The organism is Streptomyces sp. NPDC036764 (assembly GCF_055609385.1).
The window spans coordinates 47,274-66,328 of sequence record NZ_JBVJPT010000018.1 but is presented as its reverse complement, the minus strand read 5'-3'; the positions used below and the strand labels follow the sequence as shown (position 1 = coordinate 66,328).

The following is a 19,055-nucleotide window of genomic DNA, read 5'->3' as shown; positions in this document are numbered from 1 at the left end:
AGCCGCCGAGCCACCCGCACAAGCCCTGGAGCTACGACGATCGTGACCATCACCGGACCCCGCAATGCTCCCGACGGCGTGGATGTCGTCGCGCTCGGCGAGTCCATGGTCACGTTCCTGCCCTCACGCCCGGGACGCCTCGCCGACGTGCCGTCGTTCGAGCGCGCGATCGGGGGCGCGGAGTCCAACGTCGCGTGCGGACTCGCCGCAGCGGGGCACTCCGTGCGGTGGGTGAGCAGGGTCGGGGCCGATGGGTTCGGGGACCATCTGGTGGAGGCGATCGGGGGATACGGCGTCGATGTCTCGGCGGTGGGGAGGGATCGCGCGCGGCCGACCGGCGTGTACTTCCGCACGGCGGGGGACCGGGCGACGGACGCGCACGAGGTGGCGTACTACAGGGCCGGGTCGGCGGCATCGGCGATGTCGGTGACCAACGTGGACCTGGACGCGGCGCGTTCGGGCCGGGTGCTGCACCTGTCAGGGATCACGGCGGCGTTGTCGGAGGACTGTCTCGGCCTGATGCGGGAGCTGACGGCTCCGCGTGCGGGGCGCCCGCTCGTGTCCTTCGACGTGAATCACCGATCGGGGCTGTGGCGTGACGCCGACGGTCCGCGGGTGCTGCTGGAACTGGCGCGTGGTGCCGATGTCGTGTTCGTGGGGCAGGACGAGGCGGAGGAGGCCTGGGGGATCACGGGGGGACCGGACGCGGTGCGTGATGCGTTGCCCGAGCCGCATGTGCTGGTGGTGAAGCAAGGGGGAGTGGGGGCTACGGCATTCGTCTCGGCCGCGGGTGGTGGGGGGCTGGTCGCGCCCACGCGGCAGAGCCGCACATGTCACGGCCCCGCGCCCCTCGGGTCGGCTCAAGCTGCGGGCAATCGTGCCGCTGGGGCGGCACCCGTCCCACAGAAGGGCGGCACCCCGCAAGCGCGGGCGAGCGAAACTCATCCCCGGCCGGCCCCCGCCCGGGGCGCTTTCGAACCCGCCCTCGCCGTTGACGTCGTAGCGAGCACTGGCGCAGGCGACGCTTTCGCCGCCGGGTTCCTCTCCGCCACCCTGCGCGGCCTCCCCCCGCGCGACCAACTGCGCCACGGCCACCTGTGGGCCGCCGCCACCCTCACCGCCCCCGGCGACCTCGCCGCGCCCCCCGCCCGCGACACCGCCGACCGCCTGGCCGCCCTCGACGACGCCGGGTGGGAGAAACTTCGACTCGGCCCCGGCTGGACGCAAGCCATCGAGCGGGCCGACGAGGAGGTACGTACGCCATGAGCCAGACCGTCGACCGTGCGCTCAGCATCCTGCCGCTGCTCGCCGAGGGCCCCGCAGACCTGGGCCAGGTCGCCGACCGCCTCGGCGTCCACAAGTCCACCGCGCTGCGCCTGCTGCGCACCCTGCACGAGCACGGCATGGTCTACCGCCAGTCCGACCTGCGCTACCGCCTCGGCGCCCGCCTCATCGCCCTCGCCCAGGAGGCGATGGAGAACCTCGACATCCGCGAGATCGCCCACCCGCATCTCGTCCGGCTGAACGAGAGCTGCGGGCACACCGTCCACCTCGCCGTGTACGAGGAGGAAGAGGTGCTGTACATCGACAAGGTCGAGAGCCGCTACCCGGTGCGGATGTACTCACGGATCGGCAAGCCCGTCGCCATCACCGTCGCCGCCGTGGCGAAACTGCTGCTCGCCGACCTGCCCGAGCGCGAGCGCCGCCCCCTCGCCGAGAAGCTCGACTACCCCATGTACACGGCCCGTTCGACACCGAACCCGGAGGCCTTCCTCAGGGAACTGGCCAAGGTACGCGAACAGGGCTGGGCCACCGACCTCGGTGGCCACGAGGAGTCCATCAACTGCATCGCCGCGCCGATCCGCGGCGCCGACGGCCGTGTCGTCGCCGCGATGTCGGTCTCCGCCCCGAACGTCGTCGTCACCGCCGACGAACTCCTCACCCTGCTCCCGCTGGTGCGCCGTACGGCGGACGACATCAGCGGCGAGTACTCCGGCAGAAACTCAGCGAAGGGCACCGCATGACCGAGAAGACCGCACTCACCCCGAAGACCCACACCACGCCGCCGGCGAAGTTCTCCCACGGAGTGAAGAAGGGCAACATCCTCCAGGTGGCGGGGCAGGTCGGCTTCCTCCCCGCGGTCGAGGGGCAGCCCCCGACACCCGCCGGACCGACCCTGCGCGAACAGACCCTCCAGACCCTCGCCAACGTCGAGGCGATCCTTCAGGAGGGCGGTGCCTCCTGGGACGACGCGATGATGATCCGCGTCTATCTGACGGACGTCGCCCACTTCGCCGAGATGAACGAGATCTACAACACCTACTTCGAGGAGCAGGGGCTGACCCAGCCGCCCGCCGCCCGTACGACCGTCTACGTCGGTCTGCCCGCGGGTCTGCTCATCGAGATCGACGCGCTGGCCGTACTCGGCTGACGTCTCCTCAACCCCCGCACGTCGTATACGGCATGGTGTCCAGCCCCCTGGGGACGCCATGCCGCGATCCCCCCTGCCCGAAAGCAGCATGCATTTACCCCGAGGACCCCCTGATGTCCCCTTCGTTCGTCCCGCTCGCCGCATCGGCCCCCGCCGAGACCCCACCCCACACCGGCGGACTGCTCCTCCTCATCGACGGCACGGCCGGTCTGCTCACGGTCGCCGCCCTCGGCATCGCGCTCCTGCTGTTCCTCATCATCAAGACGCGCCTTCAGCCCTTCGTGGCGCTCCTCGCCGTCTCCATAGTCGTCGGCCTGATGGCCGGCCTTTCCGTCACCGAACTCTTCGGCACCGTCCAGCGCTCGGACGCCGTGTCCACCATCGAATCCGGCATGGGCGGCATCCTCGGCCATGTCGCGATCATCATCGGCCTGGGCACCATGCTCGGCGCGATCCTCGAAGTCAGCGGCGGCGCAGAGGTGTTGGCGTCCCGCCTGCTCAACCTCTTCGGCGAGAAGCGCGCCCCGCTCGCGATGGGCCTCACCGGCCTCATCTTCGGCATCCCGGTCTTCTTCGACGTCGGCATCTTCGTCCTCGCGCCGCTCGTGTACGCCGCCGCCAAGCGCTCCGGCAAGTCCGTCCTGCTCTACTGCCTGCCGCTGCTGGCGGGCCTGTCGATGACCCACGCCTTCCTGCCCCCGCACCCCGGTCCGGTCGCGGCGGCCGGCCTGCTCCACGTCGAGCTGGGCTGGGTCATCCTCATGGGCATCGTGTGCGGCATCCCGGCCGTGCTGGCCGCGTGGGTGTTCTCGGCCTGGATCGGCAAGCGCATCTTCGTCGCCGTGCCGCAGGACATGGTCGAGGCGGCCGCCGAGGCGAGGCTCGCGGTCATCAACGAGCAGCGGGAGGCCGGGGTCGAGCCCCAGGAGAAGCCGGTCCCGCTCGGCACGGTCCTCGGCATCATCGGTACGCCGCTGGTGCTGATCCTGGCCGCCACGTTCTCCTCGATCGCCCTGGACCCCTCCACCCCCCGCTCGGTGATCGAGTTCTTCGGCAACCCGTTCGTGGCCCTGACGATCGCCCTGCTCCTCGCCTACTACCTGCTGGGCATCCGCCGCGGCTGGTCCCGCAAGTCCCTGGAGACGGTGTCCACGTCCTCCCTGAAGCCCGTCGGCAACATCCTGCTGGTGGTCGGCGCGGGCGGCATCTTCGGCGCCGTCCTCAAGGCCAGCGGCGTTGCCCAGGCCCTGTCGGACACCTTCAACGACGTGGGCCTGCCCGTCATCGTGCTGTCGTACCTGATCTCGGTGGTCCTGCGGGTCGCCCAGGGCTCGGCGACGGTCGCCATCGTCACGACGGCCGGCATCGTGGCCCCCCTGCTCACCGGGGGCGACCACTCCCAGGCCTTCGTCGCCCTGGTCATCATGGCCATCTCGGCCGGCTCGATCTTCGCCTCGCACGTCAACGACGGCGGATTCTGGATAGTCGCCAAGTACTTCGGCATCAGCGAGCGTGACACGTTGAAGACGTGGACCGTGCTGGAAAGTGTCCTGTCGGTGGCCGGGTTCGTGGTGGCGGCGGTGTTGAGCCTGTTCGTATAACGATGCGGGGGCTGGTTGCGCGGGACACAGGGTTGTCGACCATACTGCTCGGCTGTGGAGCAGCGCATAGGTTCAGGCAGCCAGCCCCTGGAGGGCGCCGGGTTCGACCCGGCCTTCATCCCCGGTCTCACCTCGCCCGCGTCCGTCGCGCCGAAGAGCGCGAAGAAGGAGGACGCGGCCGAGGAGGGCGACGCGGAGCAGACCGCCCTCGACGACGCCGACGAGCCCGCAACGGAGGCCGCCGACGCCGTCGACGACGACGCGGAGGACGTCGTCGACGAGGCCGAGGAGGAGGGCGAGGACGACGGCGACGACGAGCCCGAGGACGAGGCCCCGGTCGACGGCCCCGTCTTCGAGGCCGCCGACCGCCGGGCCAGAATCGTCGCCGACCACAAGGGCGTTCGGCTCGCCCTGGACGACCAGGAGTGCGAATTCCGCTGGGACGAGATCGGCGCGGTCGAGACCGAGGCGCCGCGCTTCGGGAAGCGCTACACCGTCACGGTGCACACCCCTGACCGCCGCTGGTACCCGATCGAGATCGAGGCGACGGCCAGGGCGCGCTTCACGGAATGGGACGAGCAGTTGGACGCGGTCCTCGACGCCTACTTCGAGGAAAACGCCTCCTAAGGGGCGCACCTAGCTGCAGTACTGGGCTTCCTTCCCGATCGACCGGTACATGCAGTCCGCGTTCTCCAGCAACTGCAACACCGCATCCCTGTTCCGGGACGTCTCCCGCTCGATCACCTCGTCGGGCGGGTAGAACCCGCCGCCCCCGGACCTCGGGTACATCTCGAAGGTGTACGAGAAGATCTTCTGGTTGCCCCACAGCCAGTCGTCGATCGACCCGTCCGTGATGTACAGATCGCTGGACTGCTCCGGGGTGTAGCCGTTGCTCGCGGCCATCTTCTGCCCGACCGCGGCGAACGCGTTGCGGTCGTCGGCCGTCATCCCGGTCGTGGTGTCCGAGTAGGTGTAGCCGAACGGCCACAGCACCAGTTCGCTGTACGTGTGGAAGTCGATCCCGGCCGTGATCTGCTGTTTGCCGCCGACGACCCGGCCGCGCACGAAGTTCGCGACCACCTTCACCTCGGGCGCCGACTCGGCGGACGCGCCGCGATACGTATCCGAGGACGTCGACCCCGAGGACCCGCCGCAGCAGCCCCACCGGTAGTTCCAGTTCCGGTTGAGGTCGGTCCCGACGGCCGACGAACCGGAGTTGGGCTGCCGGTTCTTGCGCCACGACCGGTAGGACCCGGTGGCGATGTCGTACTCGCCGCCGTCCGGGTTCAGGTCGGGCACGATCCAGATCTCACGGTTGTTCACCAAGGACGTGACCCGGGAGTCGCTGCCGTAGTCGGAGGTCAGCTCGCGCAGCAGATACAGCGCCATCTCGACGGTGAGGTGCTCACGGGCGTGCTGGTGATGGGTGAACAGCACCTCGGGCTCGGCCTCGTCGGTGCCGACGTTGTCGCTGATCTTGATGGCGACGATGTTGCGGCCCTGGTACGACGTACCGATGACGCGCTGGCTCGCGATGGAGGAGTTGGCCGAGACGATCGAGTTGATCTCGCTCGTCATCTCCGCGTAGTTGTGATACCGCGAGTCGCCGGACGGGAAGTCGTAGAGCCGGACGTCGTCCTTCTCGGCGGACCGGTCGGGGACCGCGCCGAGCGGGGTGACGTCGTAGCCGAGCGACCTCAGCTTCTTGATCTGGCCGGGCCGGCCGGAGACGACGACACCGTGGTCGTCGGTGGCGTCCACGGTCACGCCGGCCCGCTGAAGTGCCGTGCGGTCCTCGGCGGTCGAGTGCAGCCGGACCTCGTACTGGCGGATGTCGTCGGCCGAGGAGGCGGACTTGGCGGCGCTGTCGGCGTTCGCGGACACATTCGCCGAGAGCGGTGCCGCCAGGGCGAGGGCGAGCAGGCCGGCGAGGGCGGCGGTACGTCTGGCGCTCCGGGTGCCTGAGCCGCGTATGCGAAGTCGCATGAATTCTCCTTGTGGGAGTGGGGGGTGGGGTTCAGTGCGACGTACGAACGTGGTGCGGGTGTGGCGCTCATCGTGCGGTGCTGGCATGGACCGGTCAAGGGCGACACGGCCTTCGTCGGCGTAAACCATCCGAAATTCAGCCGCGCAGTGTACGCGGGCGGCCTCTGTGCCGAGCGGTCCCCGGGGAAGTCCACCCGGCGGTGTGATCCGGGCGTGCGGGACCGGGCCGGGCGGGGGAGTGTGGTGATCCGCGCAAGGGGGAGCGGCGGGAGCGGCGGCGTGGCGGGGACCGGCGCACCGCCGCCTCTTCGGCCGTGGACTTTCCGGCTCCCCGCGACATCACCCCGGAGGAACGGCTGATCATGGGCGGATCAGCGCCAGGACGGGATCGGCAACTGCCGGTCGAGACGACCAGTTTCGTCGACCGGCGCGGCGAGCTCGCCGCCGGCCGCGAGCTGCTGGCCAGAGCCCGGCTCGTCACGCTGACCGGGCCCGGCGGTGTCGGAAAGACCCGCCTCGCCACCCGCCTGGCGGCAGGCGTACGGCGCACCTTCCCGGACGGCCTGTGCCTGGTGCCCCTCTCCGGCCTGGACGACCCGGCGCTCGTGCCGCTCGCCGCCGCCGACGCGCTCGACCTGCACGACCACTCCGCGCGGCCGCCGCTCCAGGCGCTGGTGGAGCAGCTCAGGGACCGCCGGCTGCTCCTGCTGATCGACAACTGCGAGCACCTGCCCACCGCTTGCGCCGAACTCGCCGCGGCCCTGCTGCACGGCACGACCGGCGTACGGATCCTCGCCACCAGCCGCCATCGCCTCGGCCTCACCGAGGAACACCTCCTGGACGTACGGCCCCTGCCGGTCCCCGACCCGGACGGCGACCTGTCCTCGCCCGAGGGCTCTCCGGCACTCGCCCTGTTCGCCGACCGGGCCGCCGCGGTGGTTCCCGGCTTCCGCCTCACCGCCGCCAACCGGGCCGCCGTCGCCCGCCTGTGCCACCGCCTCGACGGCCTCCCCCTCGCCATCGAACTCGCCGCCGTCCGGATGCGCGTCCTCGACGTCGACCAGCTCCTCGACCGCCTCGACGACCGCTACCGCCTCCTCACCGGCGGCAGCCCCGCGTCCCTGCCCCGCCACCAGACGCTGCGCGCCGCGGTCGACTGGAGCCACGAACTGTGCACCGACCGCGAGCGGTTGGTGTGGGCACGGCTGTCGGTGCTGGCGGGCGGCTTCGACCTGGAGACGGCCGAGGCGGTGTGCGCGGAGGGGACGCCCACGGGCCCGGCCGGCGGGGGCGCGGAAGCGCAGGCGGCCATCCACCCCCGCGACGTCCTCGACGCCGTCACCGGTCTCGTCGACAAGTCCGTACTGTCCCGGGAGTCCGGCCCCGACGGCATCCGCTACCGCCTCCTCGACACCCTGCGCCACTACGGCCTGGACCGCCTGCGCGCACTTCCCGGCGAGGAGCACGCCGCACGCCGGCGCCAGCGCGACTGGATGCTGCGCCGGGCCGCCGCCTGCGAGCGGGCCTGGTTCGGGCCGGGGCAGCGCGAGATCGTCGCCCGGCTGCGGGCCGACCAGGACAACCTGCGCACCGCACTCGACTTCAGCCTCACCACCCCGGACGAACGCCTGGCGGGCCTGCGCCTCGCCGGCACCCTCTGGTTCTACTGGCACGCCTGCGGCGCCCCGCGCGAGGGCCGCCACTGGCTCGACCGCGCCCTCGCCGCCAACCCCGAACCCACCCCGGAGAGGGCCCGCGGCCTGTGGATCGCGGGCCTCCTCGCCGCCGCCACCCACGCCCTCACCGCGGGCCTGGCCCTCGCCCACGACGCCCGCGCCCTGGCCCAGGATCTCGACGACGCGGCGGAGACGGCGCACGCGCAGTACGTCATCGGTGTCATCACCCTGTTCATGGACGACCTGCCGACCGCGCTGAGGCACTTCGAGGCGAGCGTCGCGCGCGGCCCCGTCCCCGGCCAGCACCTCAGCCTGCACGGGCTCGACCAGGTCGAACTCGCCTGCGCCCTGGGCTTTTTGGGCGATGCCGACCGAGCCGTCGAGGTCTGCGAACGCACCCGCCGGATGTGCGAGCGGCACGGCGAGGAGTGGGTGCACTCCTACGTCCTGCGGATGCTCGCCCTCGCCCGCGCCGTGCAGCGCGACTGGCCCCGCGCCGAGCAGCACGCCCGGCAGGCCCTGCGCCTGAAGATCGCCATGCACGACGTCATCGGCATCGCCCTCACCCTCGACCTCCTGGCCCGCACCGCCGTCGAGCAGGGCACCCACGAGCGCGCGGCCACCCTGCTCGGCGCCGCCGACCGCACCTGGACCGCCATCGACCGGGACCGCTGGGGATCGGCGACCCTCAAGTCCGCCCGCCGCGACAGCGAGGCCCGGGCACGTGCGGGACTGGACCCCTCCGACTACCGGCGGGCGTACGAGCACGGCGCCACGCTCGACCTCGCCCGGACCGTCGAGTACGCCGTCGGCGACGCGACCCCGCCCCGCCGGCCCACGCCCGGCCGCAAGACGAACGGCCGCCACAGATCCGCCCTGTCGACGACCGGGGTCCGCCTCACCCGCCGGGAGAGCGAGGTCGCCGAACTCGTCGCCCAGGGACTCGCCAACCAGCAGATCGCCGACCGCCTCGTCATCGCCCGCCGCACCGCGGAGGGCCACGTCGAACGCGTCCTGCGCAAGCTCGGCTTCAACAACCGCAGCCAGATCGCCGCCTGGGTGGCGGCGCAGCGCTGACACCCACGGCCCACAGCGCCGTTCCACCGCCATCGACTCGTATCCGAGGGGAGTCCGTACCGATGACCACCCGACCCGCCCCGTCCACCCCGCCACAGGACTGCTTCGACCACCGCATGGCGGTCTTCCACAGCGACGACGAGTTCCTCGCCGCCGCCCTGCCGTTCCTCACCGAGGCCCTCGGAGCGCCCGGCGAGCCCCCGCCCGTGGCCATCGCCGCGCCCGGCAACCTCGGCCTCCTGCGTGAGGCTCTCGGCGACGGCGTGAAGGACGTCGTCCTCGTCCCGCACACCGAGTGGTACACCGGCTCCGCCGCCAACGCCGTCGCCCGCAGCGCCGGTTACCTCGCCGCCAACGCCGGCCCCGGCGGCCGTATCCATCTCCTCATGGAACCCGTCTGGGGCGGGCGCGCCGGCCGCTCGCCGCGCGAGACCGCCGAGTGGATCCGCTACGAGGCGCTCGCCAACCTCCTCTTCGCCCCGTTCGCCACGACCGCCCTGTGCGCCTACGACTCCCGGGTCGCGGGCCACGCCATCGTCGCCGCCGCCCGCCGGGCCCACCCCGACTCCGGCGTGTACGTGGACCCGGTCGGTCTCGCCGCCGAACTCGACGCGGTGCCGCTGCCGGCGCCGCCCGCCGACGCCGTGCGCCTGCCCGGTCCGGTCCCCGCGGCCGACGCCGTGCGCACCTGGGCCACCGTCCAGGGACTGCCCGCCGCGGACGTGGAGTTGTTCGCCACCGCCGTCACCGAGGCGGCCTGCGCGCTCGGCCCGCTCGACGGCACCCTGCTGTGGGGCGACGGCCCGGCGAGCCTCTGCGAGCTGCACACCGCACGCCGCGTCGACGACCCGCTGGCCGGCTTCGTACCGCCGCCGCGCGTGGAACCGGAACCCGGGCAGGGGCTGTGGTTCGCCCGCCAGGTGTGCGCGTATGTCGACGTCCGCGACGAGCGGGAGGGGGCGAGCATCCGGCTCCAGTACGGGTAGCGGAGTGGGCGCGCAGGTATGGAATCGGGTATTTCTCCCCTGCGACCGCACCGCGGCACCCGTCACTGTGGACCCATGCTGTACGGCTCATATCCCCAACCGCCCCTGGGGGCAGGTCACAGGAGCGTCGAATACGACCCCCGTCCGGCCGCGGTCGGCGAGGCCCGCGCGGAGGTCCGCCGGCAGTTGGAGGGATGGGGGCTCGCGGACCTGGACGACCTGGCGGACATGGCGGAGCGCCTGGTGAGCGACCTCGCCGCGAACGCGCTGCGGCAGGCGGCGAGCCGGTTCCGGCTCACCCTGTCCGCCGCGCACGGGATCCTGCGCTGCGAGGTGCGCGACGGGGTGGGCAAGACGGTGTGGTTCGAGCTCGGCACGTGCCGGTGTGCGCCGGGGCTGGTCGTCGGCGGGTCGTTCCGCGGTGCGGACTGATCCGCTCCCGCCCCCTTGCCGGGTCCGCCTCTTTACGCTTTCTTGATCTGCATGGCGGACACCACAGGAAACCCCACGGACACTGAGGCATCCTCCGACAGCAACCCCCCATTCGATAAGTCCCGTTGGCGCTACATCGGGCCCGGCATCGTCGTCGCCGCGACCGGCGTGGGCGCCGGCGACCTGGTCGCCACCCTCATCGCGGGCAGCAACTTCGGCTACACCCTGCTGTGGGCCGCCGTCATCGGCTGCCTGGTCAAGATCTCCCTCGCCGAGGCGGCCGGACGCTGGCATCTGTCCACCGGCCGCACCCTGTTCGACGGCTGGGCCAGCCTCGGCCGCTGGACCTCCTGGTTCTTCGCCGTCTACGCCGTGATCTGGGGCTTCGTCTACGGCGCGGCCGCCATGTCCTCCAGCGCGCTGCCGTTGCAGGCCCTGTTCCCGGACGTGATGGACCTTGAGTGGTGGGCCATCGCCTGCGGTCTGGTCGGGCTGGTCTTCGTCTGGTTCAACAAGTACGCGGTCTTCGAGAAGGTCATGACGGTCCTGGTGGGCGTCATGTTCGTGGTGACGGTGTACCTCGCGATCCGTGTCACGCCGAACCTCGGAGACGCCTTCGCCGGACTGCTGCCGGTCCTGCCCGACGAGAAGGACTCCATCCTCAACACCCTCGGCCTGATCGGCGGCGTCGGCGGCACCATCACGCTTGCCGCGTACGGCTACTGGGTCAACGCCAAGGGCTGGACGAACACCGGCTGGATGAAGGTGATGCGGCTCGACAACCGCGTCGCGTACGCCACCACCGGCATCTTCGTGATCGCGATGCTCTTCGTCGGCGCGGAACTGCTGCACTCGGCGAACGTGGCCATCGCGAGCGGCGACAAGGGCCTCCTCCAGCTCAGCGACATCCTGGAGGAGGAGTACGGCACGGCGACGGCCAAGTTCTTCCTGATCGGCTTCTTCGCCACCTCCTACACCTCCCTGATCGGCGTCTGGCACGGCGTGAGCCTGATGTTCGCGGACTTCGTGGCCCGGCAGCGGGGCCGGGGGGACGCGGGCAAGGGCGAGGAGGTCGCCTCCGGCGCACGCGAACGCTCCTGGCCGTTCCGCGCGTACCTGCTGTGGCTGACCTTCCCGCCCATCGTCCTGCTCTTCCAGGGCGAACCCTTCCGCCTGATCATCATCTACGGCGTCCTGGGCGCGGCCTTCCTGCCCTTCCTGGCCGGCACCCTGATCTGGCTCCTCAACTCCTCCCGCACGCCCGCCCAGTGGCGCAACGGCACGCTCAGCAACGTGATGCTGGCGGTCGCCGGACTGCTGTTCCTGGTGCTGTGCGTGAAGCAGGTCTGGGACCAGCCGTGGTCGGAGTTCTTCTAGCGGTACCGGTCCCACTCGGGGCTCAGGGCGATCTCCCGGAGCTGCTCCTTGGTCAGGGCGGGCGTCTCACGGGTCGGGGCGTCGTGCTGGGTCCCGGCGTTGAGGGCGCTGATGACGACACGGAAGCCGTCGGTGCGCAGGGTGTCGACGGTCCACATCACGGCGCCCTCCACGCCCTTGTCGCCGCCGCTCTCACGGAAGGCGGCCTTCGTACCGTCGGGCAGCCGGCTGGAGACGCGGTTGTCGTGCGGGACCAGCGCCTTGTCCGGGCAGTCCGTCGTCTCACGGGCCCGGTCGCTGCCGGGCTCGATACGGTCCAGGCCGACGCCGACGGCCGCCGGGCCCTTCCCGTCGTCGTACACGAGATGGACGTACGGCGTCATCAGCGGGCCCTCGTCGGTGCCGCGGGCCTCCTGCGCGCTGAAGTCGCCCTTGGGGAGCAGCCCTTCGAGCGCCTCGATGAGCTCGCGGCCCGTCACCGGATTCGCGGTCGGCGTGCCCGACGGCTGCTCGGCCACGCTGGAACTCGACGGCCGCGGCGCGGGCGTGCCGCCCCAGGGCAGCAGCAGCGCCCCGCCCGCCCCGACCAGCGCGATGCCGGCCGCGCCGCCGGCCGTCGCGGCCCGGCGCCTTAGCCGCAGGCGGCGTCCCCGCACCTGGCCGGCGGCCGCGAGCGCGGCGCGGTCGCCGTCGAAGCGGTCGCCGAGGTCGTGCAGGGCGTGACCGAGCCGCCCCTCGAAGTGCTCCTCGTCGTGTTCCACAGGCATGGCAAACCACCGTTCGTCAGGTCGGGTCGTCGGGAAGGGGGCTGTGGGGTCAGGAGGCCGCGTACTCGCCGAGGTCCTCGCCGAGCAGCTCACGCAACCGTCCGAGCGCCCGGGTGCACCGCGTGCGCACCGCCGCGAAACTGGCGTTCATCGCGTCCGCGGTCTCCTCGACGGACCGGTCCTCCCATTACCGCAGGACGACCACGGCCCGGTCCTTGGCGGGCAGCCGGGCGAGCGCCCGGAGCAGGGTCAGCCGCAGCGGTACGTCACCGGGCCCGCCCTCGGCCGCGTGGTCGGGCAGCACGTCGGTGGCCCGTTCGGTGCTGCTGCGCCGCTGCTGACGGGCGAGGAAGGTCCGGGTGAGGACGGTCTGCGCATAGCCGGCGGGGTTCTCCGCCCGCGAGACGCGCGCCCAGCGGACGTAGAGCCGCCCCAGCGTCTCCTGCACCAGGTCCTCGGCGAGATGGGTGTCCCCGGCGGTCAGCAGACAGGCCGAGCGGTACAGGTGCCCGGCCCTGGCCACCGCGAACTGCGGGTAGTCGTCCGCGCGGGCCTGGCTCATGCGTCCCCCTGCTGCTCTGCGCCGGCTGTAGGTGAGGTCCTCACTTCACTGATGCGGTGGGGCAGGGAGAATGTTTCACCGCAGCACCGAGAAGTTCACCGCGAGCACGAGAACCAGGATCCAGGACCCGACGGATGACCCAGCAGCCACCCCCACCCGGCCCCGGCTTCGGCCCGCCCCCACCGCAGTACGCGCCCGCGCAGCCCCCGTACGCCCCCGCGCCGCCCGCGTACGCCCCGGTCCCGCCGCCAGGAGCTCCGGCACCGGCCGGCCCGGAGTTCCTGGCGGTCGACAAGCGCAACGCGGTCGTCGTCGACGCGTCCGGCGTCGTCTTCGAGATGGCCGGATTCACGATGGAGTTCCGCTGGCCGGAGATCCAGAGCGTCCACTACAAGGCGAGCCCGGACGGCAAGGCCCTGATGGTGGCCGTGGTGCACATGGACGGCCGGTTCCACGAGTGCGTGGTGGAGGCCAAGCCCCGGGCGAGGCTTCAGGAGTGGTTCCCGCAGCTCGCCTGGGTGCTCGGCCACTATCGTCCGATGGGATGAGGCCCCTGGCGCCTACGGCAGCGCGTGCACGCGGCGCCTACGGCAGCGCGTGCACGTGCGGCCCGACCGCGTTCGACCAGGCGTTGCCCGCCGTCGCGTCCCAGTTCGTCGACCAGGTCATCGCGCCCCTGAGGTCGGGATAGGTCCTGGACGGCTTGAACGAGCCGCAGTTGGTGCCCTTGGCCAGGCAGTCCAGGGCGTTGTTCACGACCGACGGCGCCACATACCCGCTGCCCGCGCCCCGGGTCGAGCCCGGCAGACCGAGGCCGACCTGGGACGGGGCAAGGCCGCCCTCGAGCTGGATGCAGGCCAGGGCGGTCAGGAAGTCCACCGAGCCCTGGCTGTAGACCTTGCCGTCACAGCCCAGCATCGAACCGCTGTTGTAGTACTGCATGTTGACGACCGTGAGGATGTCCTTGATGTTCAGGGCCGTCTGGAAGTACGAGTTCGACGTCGACTGCATGTCGATGGTCTGCGGCGCCATCGTGATGATCAGCGACGAGCCCGCCTTCGACGCCAGCGAGCGCAGGGCCTGCGTCATGTAGGTGGCGTTGAGGCCGTTCTCCAGGTCGATGTCGACGCCGTCGAAGCCGTACTCCTGCATCACCGCGTACACCGAGTTCGCGAAGTTCGCGGCCGACGTGGCGTCGTTCACGCTCACCGTGCCGCGCTCGCCGCCCACCGAGACGATGACCTTCTTGCCGGCGGCCTGCTTGGCCCTGATGTCCGCCTTGAACTGGTCGACGGTGTAGCCGCCGAGCCCCGCCGAGTCCAGGTTGAAGGTCACCGCGCCCGGCGTTCCGGTCGCGTCCGCGAAGGCGACCGCGATGATGTCGTACTGCGACTGCACGTCGGCGAGCTTCTGGACCGTGGCCCCGTTGTTGAAGTTCTGCCAGTAGCCGGTCACCGCGTGCCTGGGCAGCGCCGGACCCACCGGGCCCGCCGTGGTCGTGCCCGTGACCGTCGCCGACTTCGGCGACTCACCGGCCGCGTTGGTCGCCGTGACCTGGAAGGAGTACGAGGTGGAGGCCGCGAGCCCGGTCACGGTGGCGGAGGTGCCGGTCACCGCGGTCACCTTGGTGCCGTTGCGGTAGACGTTGTAGCCGGTCGCGCCCGAGACGGTGTTCCAGGCCAGGGAGACCGACGACGAGGACGTGCCCGACACCGCGAGCCCGCCCGGTGTGCCGGGGATCGTGGGGGTGGGGTCGGTGCCCCCGCCGCCGTCGGGGCCGAAGACCGACAGGTCGTCCGCGTAGTAGGCCGCCTGCCCGTACCAGCCGTGCGTGTACACCGTGACCGAGGTCGTCGAGGCGCCGGTGGTGAAGGTGGTCGAGAGCTGCTTCCAGGACGTCGAGTCCGGCGTCCAGGTCGATACGTCGGTCGTGCCCGTACCCGTGACGCCCAGGTAGGTGTAGCCGCCCTGCACCCAGGCGCTCAGCGTGTACGCCGAGTTGGGCTTGACGGCCACGGCCTGGGTGCACCGGGCATTGTCCTGCCCCGCCGGGGTCGCCTTCAGCGCGGTCGCGCCGCCGTGCACCGGGGAGGAGACGGTCGTGCCGCTGTTCGCGGAGCACGTCCAGTTGCTCAGGCCGGCCTCGAAGCCGGCGTTCTTGGCGTTGTTGACGTCCGCGGCGGACGCGTGGCCCGCGCCGAGGAAGGTCAGGGAGAGGGCGGAGGCGACGGCCGCCGCCCAGAGGCGTGCCGGTCGGCCGCGGCGCCCCTGTCGTCTAAGTATGAACATGTCAACCAAGTTGGTCCAGACCAATCCGGGTGTCAAGAGATTCCGGTAGTGGAGAATTGGTGTGCGCAACCTGCCCCGTTTTGGCGTGAGTTGTGCGAGCAGAGTTCCTTCCCGGCTACACAAACGCTGTTCTCCGGCCATCGAGCCGTGGATACAGTGCTGAGATAGTCACGCAATGAAGTCATCTCGGTGCACCGGAGTAACACGAGTGCACCGGACCGGGCGGGAACGGGGAGCGACGCGTGCCAACTGCCATTGCCGTGACCAGTGCCGACATGGCGCTGCCGGCGCAGGACGAGCGAACCGTGCCCGCCGTCGTGCTCCAGGACCTCGACCGCGAGCCGCTGGAACGGTCGCTGGCGGCCATGCAGACGCTCGTCGAGCAGCACGGCCATGTGATCGTCGTCTGCTCGACCGCCGTCTCCCGGGGCGTGCGGCAGCGGCTGCACACCGTACGTTCCCTGCTGGAGAGCGACCGGATCGCCGTGTTCCGTCCCGAACTGCCACCGCTGGGCCTGGCCGTCCTGGCCCGCCAGTTGCGCCAGCTCGCCTCCTGCGACCTCAGCCCCGGCGTCCTAGCCTCGGCCGGCCGGCTGCTCACGCACTACATACACGCAGGGGCGCTCCTCGGCTCCGTCACCCGGCTCGACCGTGTCCCCGTCGACCTCAAGTCGCACGCCAAGTCCTGGATGCCCGGCAGCCAGTTCGGCGTCCTCGCCCACCCGGTCCCGCATCTCGTGCGCATCGCCCCCGCCATCACCCTCCCCGGCCCGGAGTTCGGCACGTCGATGCTGGTCGCGCAGGGGCAGCTCCAGTCCGACTGGGTCACCGCGAACCTGGCCAAGTCCTGGAACGCGCAGGGCCTGCGCGAGGTCGTCCTGCCCGCCGAGTCGGCCACCTGGTGGGGGACCGCCAAGCTCATCGAGTTCTGCGCCTATCTGCCCGACCTGTCGGTGCTTTACCAGCTCGTCACCTCGGTACGGCAGAACTCCTGTCACTGGTGCGGCATCGACGTCATCGGCGACCGCTGCGTCTTCTGCTCCGCCACCCCGCCCACCCACGAGCAACCGGCCCGCGCAGGCTGACCGGACCCGAGCCCCACCCGACCGCCCCCGACCGATTCCCCCAATGAGGTTGCACGGTTCATGAACTCCCGTCAGCGCCGCGGCGTGATACTCCTGCTCCTGTCGATCGTCTGCGCCCTCGGCGCCTTCGCCGGTGTCCTGTCCGTCATCAACGACGTGAAGTCCAAGGTCGGCCCCGAGGTCACGGCGTACCAGCTCAAGAGAGACGTGGCCCCGTACACACCACTCGACGCGGACCAGTTCGAGAAGATCGAGATGCCCGAGCGGTGGCTGTCGAAGAACGCGGTCACCAGCCTCCGCGAGATCCAGGGCAAGATCGCCGTCACGACTCTCAAAGAAGGCTCGCTGCTCCAGAGCGACATGATCGTCGACCAGCCCGCCCTGCAGGCCGGTGAGCAGGAGCTCGCCATCATGATCGACGCGGCGACCGGCGTGGCCGGCAAGATCACCGCCGGTGCCAAGGTCAACGTGTACGCCACCTTCGAGGGCGAACGCGACGGCGACCCCGACCAGTCCCGGCTCATCGTGGAGAACGCCCGGGTCATCGACGTGGGCAGGCTGACCTCGCTCCAGCCCGACGACAAGGACAACGGCCGACGGCCCACCGAGGCCGTCCCGATCACGTTCGCCCTCGACCCGATCGACGCCCAGCGCCTCACCTACGCCGAGTCGTTCGCCGACGAGGTCCGGCTCGCCCTGGTGGCACCCGGCGAGGACTCCGACATCCCCGCGACGAACCGCAGTTACGAACTCGCCAAGGACAAGTGAGAGGCCCCTATGCCCACGAGGATCCTCCCGGCCGTCGGCGACGCGGACGCGGTCCGGTCCCTCACGACGCTGCTCAGCCAACTCCCCGACGCCGAGCCCGTCGCCCCGGTCACCGACTCCACCCAGCTCGTCGACACCCTCGCCCGCCTGGCCGCCGAGTCCATCGACGAGCTGCCCGAGGTCGTCGTCGTCCACGAACGCATCGGTCCCGTCCCGGCCCTGGAGCTCATCCGCGACGTCGCCCTGCGCTTCCCGGCCGTCGGCGTCATCCTCGTCACCTCCGACGCGAGCCCCGGCCTCTTCCAGGCCGCCATGGACTACGGCGCGCGGGGCCTGGTGGCCCTGCCCCTGAGCTACGAGGAACTGGCCAGCCGGGTCAACGCGGTGGCCCAGTGGTCCATGGGCGTACGGCGCCATCTGGGCGCCGGCGGCGATGTGTTCAGCGGGGTCGGCGGCACCGTGGCGACGGTCAGCGGCGCGAAGGGCGGCGTGGGGGCCACCCTCACGGCCATCCAGCTCGCCCTGGCCGCCCAGGCGTCGGGCCGCAGCACGGCGCTGCTCGACATGGACCTGCAGACCGGCGACATCGCCTCCTACCTCGACATCCAGTTCCGCCGCTCGGTCGTCGACCTCGCCGCCATCAGCGACATCACACCGCGCGTCCTCGCGGACGCCGTCTTCCGGCACGACACGGGCGTGGCGCTGCTGCTGGCCCCCGGGGACGGCGAACGCGGCGAGGAGGTCACCGACCGTGCCGCCCGCCACATCGTCGGCGCCCTGCGCTCCCGCTACGAGGTCGTCGTCATCGACTGCGGCTCCCAACTGTCGGGTGCGAGCGCGGCCGCCGTGGAGATGGCCGACACCGCCCTCCTCGTCACCACCCCCGACGTGGTCGCGGTGCGCGGCGCCAAGCGCACGGTGCGGATGTGGGACCGCCTCCAGATCCGCAAGGCGGAGGAGACCATGATCGTCGTCAACCGCCACACGCGCGGTGCGGAGATCCAGCCCGCCCTGATCCAGCGCATCACCGGCACCGGCATCGCCGCCACGACCGTCCCCGCCAACTTCAAGGAGCTCCAGGGCGCCGTCGACTCCGGCCGGGTGCACGAACTGGACCCCAAGAGCACGGTCAAGCAGGCGCTTTGGGGCCTCGCGGGGGAGCTGGGGCTGGTCAAGGGCACCGAGGGGACCCTCCAGCAGAGCCGCGGCGGGCGGGCGCGCGGCGGCGGCGACCGGGCGGCGCTGACGTTCCGCAGGCGGAAGGAAATAGGGCGGTGAAGCGGCGGGGACGGGGGGACAAGGGCCAGGTCGCGGTCGAGTTCCTCGGGATGATGCCGCTGATCATCATCACCTTGGTGCTGATGTGGCAGTTCGTGCTCGTGGGGTACACGTTCACGCTCGCGGGGAATGCTGCGGACGAGGCGGTCAGGGAGGGGACGGCGTCGGAGGGGCAGGCGGGCTGCGAGGAGGCGGGGCTGCAACACCTTCCCCAGGCATGGCAGGGGGACGCCTCGGTGCAGTGCGGGGCGAGCGGCGGCTATGTCACGGCGGATGTGACGCTCCGGGTGCCCGTCCTCTTCCCCGGCGCGATCGGCTTCCCGTTCACGGTCGAGGGCCATGCCGGAGCCGTACAGGAGGAGAAGGACTGAGATGCCGTACCGACTCTTCCCCCGCCGTGCGGGCCGGGACCGCGGCCAGGTCGCCATCGAGTACCTCGGGTTCATCCCGGTCCTGATCCTCGTCGCGATGGCCGGCGTACAGGTCGGGCTGATCGCCTACAGCGCCCAGCAGGCGGGGACGGCGGCCAGGGCGGGGGCGCGGGCCGCCTCCCTCGACGACAGCGCGCAGGACGGGTGCGTGAACGCGATCAGCGACTGGCTGACCGTCTCCTGTTCCGAGGCGCAGGGCGGCGACGAGGTCACGGTCACCGCCACCGTCGACATCCCCTCGATCGTCCCCGGCTGGGACTTCGACCCCGCGCAGAAGACCGCCACCATGCCGCTCGACCACTGAACGAG

General features: G+C 71.3%; 18 protein-coding genes and 1 pseudogene. 15 read left to right on the top strand and 4 right to left on the bottom strand.

Features of this window, described 5'->3' with window-relative positions; translation table 11 throughout:
* Positions 1-42 precede the first annotated feature (42 nt).
* From ACZ69Q_RS40565 to ACZ69Q_RS40545, 5 genes are all read left to right on the top strand, one after another.
* Positions 43-1,266, top strand: a complete 1,224-nt coding sequence (locus ACZ69Q_RS40565; protein WP_471052624.1) for a sugar kinase — start codon at positions 43-45, stop codon at positions 1,264-1,266.
* Positions 1,263-2,024: an IclR family transcriptional regulator gene (locus ACZ69Q_RS40560; protein ID WP_471052621.1), complete on the top strand. Its 762-nt coding sequence runs from the start codon at positions 1,263-1,265 to the stop codon at positions 2,022-2,024. The genes ACZ69Q_RS40565 and ACZ69Q_RS40560 overlap by 4 nt, the downstream gene beginning before the upstream one ends.
* Complete coding sequence (locus ACZ69Q_RS40555; protein WP_471052618.1) at positions 2,021-2,431, top strand: RidA family protein; 411 nt, start codon at positions 2,021-2,023, stop codon at positions 2,429-2,431. The genes ACZ69Q_RS40560 and ACZ69Q_RS40555 overlap by 4 nt, the downstream gene beginning before the upstream one ends.
* 113 nt (positions 2,432-2,544) lie before the next feature.
* Positions 2,545-4,032, top strand: coding sequence for a GntP family permease (locus tag ACZ69Q_RS40550; RefSeq protein WP_471052616.1), 1,488 nt, complete (start codon positions 2,545-2,547; stop codon positions 4,030-4,032).
* Between the two features lie 54 nt (positions 4,033-4,086).
* Positions 4,087-4,659: a hypothetical protein gene (locus ACZ69Q_RS40545; protein WP_471052613.1), complete on the top strand. Its 573-nt coding sequence runs from the start codon at positions 4,087-4,089 to the stop codon at positions 4,657-4,659.
* A 9-nt stretch (positions 4,660-4,668) separates the two neighbouring features.
* Here the strand turns inward: ACZ69Q_RS40545 and ACZ69Q_RS40540 are convergent, their stop codons facing one another.
* Complete coding sequence (locus ACZ69Q_RS40540) at positions 4,669-6,018, bottom strand: M14 family metallopeptidase (protein ID WP_471052611.1); 1,350 nt, start codon at positions 6,016-6,018, stop codon at positions 4,669-4,671.
* Between the two features lie 362 nt (positions 6,019-6,380).
* On the opposite strand from ACZ69Q_RS40540, the gene ACZ69Q_RS40535 reads away from it, so the two are divergent.
* The 4 genes from ACZ69Q_RS40535 to ACZ69Q_RS40520 all read left to right on the top strand — a co-directional run bounded on the left by ACZ69Q_RS40535 (position 6,381) and on the right by ACZ69Q_RS40520 (position 11,566).
* Positions 6,381-8,771, top strand: a complete 2,391-nt coding sequence (locus tag ACZ69Q_RS40535) for an ATP-binding protein (RefSeq protein WP_471052863.1) — start codon at positions 6,381-6,383, stop codon at positions 8,769-8,771.
* A 62-nt stretch (positions 8,772-8,833) separates the two neighbouring features.
* Positions 8,834-9,757 carry an anti-sigma factor RsbA family regulatory protein gene (locus ACZ69Q_RS40530; protein WP_471052608.1) on the top strand — a complete coding sequence of 308 codons (924 nt, stop codon included), beginning with the start codon at positions 8,834-8,836 and terminating at the stop codon, positions 9,755-9,757.
* A 75-nt stretch (positions 9,758-9,832) separates the two neighbouring features.
* Positions 9,833-10,189 (top strand): hypothetical protein, encoded by a 357-nt coding sequence (locus ACZ69Q_RS40525; RefSeq protein WP_471052605.1) that lies wholly within the window; start codon positions 9,833-9,835, stop codon positions 10,187-10,189.
* A 51-nt stretch (positions 10,190-10,240) separates the two neighbouring features.
* Positions 10,241-11,566 carry an Nramp family divalent metal transporter gene (locus ACZ69Q_RS40520; RefSeq protein WP_471052602.1) on the top strand — a complete coding sequence of 442 codons (1,326 nt, stop codon included), beginning with the start codon at positions 10,241-10,243 and terminating at the stop codon, positions 11,564-11,566.
* Here ACZ69Q_RS40520 and ACZ69Q_RS40515 read toward each other — a convergent pair.
* Together ACZ69Q_RS40515 and ACZ69Q_RS40510 are read right to left on the bottom strand one after the other, a co-directional pair.
* On the bottom strand, positions 11,563-12,333 hold the full coding sequence (locus tag ACZ69Q_RS40515; RefSeq protein ID WP_471052599.1) for a hypothetical protein: 771 nt from the start codon (positions 12,331-12,333) through the stop codon (positions 11,563-11,565). The two genes, ACZ69Q_RS40520 and ACZ69Q_RS40515, sit on opposite strands and share 4 nt — an antisense overlap.
* A gap of 49 nt (positions 12,334-12,382) precedes the next feature.
* A pseudogene (locus tag ACZ69Q_RS40510) lies at positions 12,383-12,895 on the bottom strand (SigE family RNA polymerase sigma factor).
* Positions 12,896-13,029: 134 nt separating this feature from the next.
* Between ACZ69Q_RS40510 and ACZ69Q_RS40505 the strand changes: the two are divergent.
* Positions 13,030-13,443: a hypothetical protein gene (locus ACZ69Q_RS40505; RefSeq protein WP_471052596.1), complete on the top strand. Its 414-nt coding sequence runs from the start codon at positions 13,030-13,032 to the stop codon at positions 13,441-13,443.
* Positions 13,444-13,480: 37 nt separating this feature from the next.
* On the opposite strand, the gene ACZ69Q_RS40500 is transcribed toward ACZ69Q_RS40505, so the two are convergent.
* Positions 13,481-15,184, bottom strand: a complete 1,704-nt coding sequence (locus ACZ69Q_RS40500) for a chitinase (RefSeq protein WP_471052593.1) — start codon at positions 15,182-15,184, stop codon at positions 13,481-13,483.
* 275 nt (positions 15,185-15,459) lie between these two features.
* Between ACZ69Q_RS40500 and ACZ69Q_RS40495 the strand changes: the two genes are divergently transcribed.
* Genes ACZ69Q_RS40495 through ACZ69Q_RS40475 form a run of 5 tightly spaced genes read left to right on the top strand, consistent with a single transcriptional unit; the run spans position 15,460 to position 19,050 of the window.
* On the top strand, positions 15,460-16,269 hold the full coding sequence (locus ACZ69Q_RS40495; protein WP_471052862.1) for a hypothetical protein: 810 nt from the start codon (positions 15,460-15,462) through the stop codon (positions 16,267-16,269).
* Positions 16,270-16,329: 60 nt separating this feature from the next.
* A complete protein-coding gene (gene cpaB, locus ACZ69Q_RS40490; RefSeq protein WP_471052592.1) occupies positions 16,330-17,037 on the top strand; it encodes a Flp pilus assembly protein CpaB in 708 nt (235 codons plus the stop codon).
* Between the two features lie 9 nt (positions 17,038-17,046).
* Complete coding sequence (locus ACZ69Q_RS40485) at positions 17,047-18,315, top strand: AAA family ATPase (protein WP_471052590.1); 1,269 nt, start codon at positions 17,047-17,049, stop codon at positions 18,313-18,315.
* A 50-nt stretch (positions 18,316-18,365) separates the two neighbouring features.
* Entirely contained in the window at positions 18,366-18,686 is a 321-nt protein-coding gene (locus ACZ69Q_RS40480; RefSeq protein ID WP_471052860.1) for a pilus assembly protein, read from the top strand.
* Between the two features lies 1 nt (position 18,687).
* Entirely contained in the window at positions 18,688-19,050 is a 363-nt protein-coding gene (locus tag ACZ69Q_RS40475; protein WP_471052587.1) for a TadE/TadG family type IV pilus assembly protein, read from the top strand.
* The last annotated feature ends 5 nt before the right edge of the window (positions 19,051-19,055 follow it).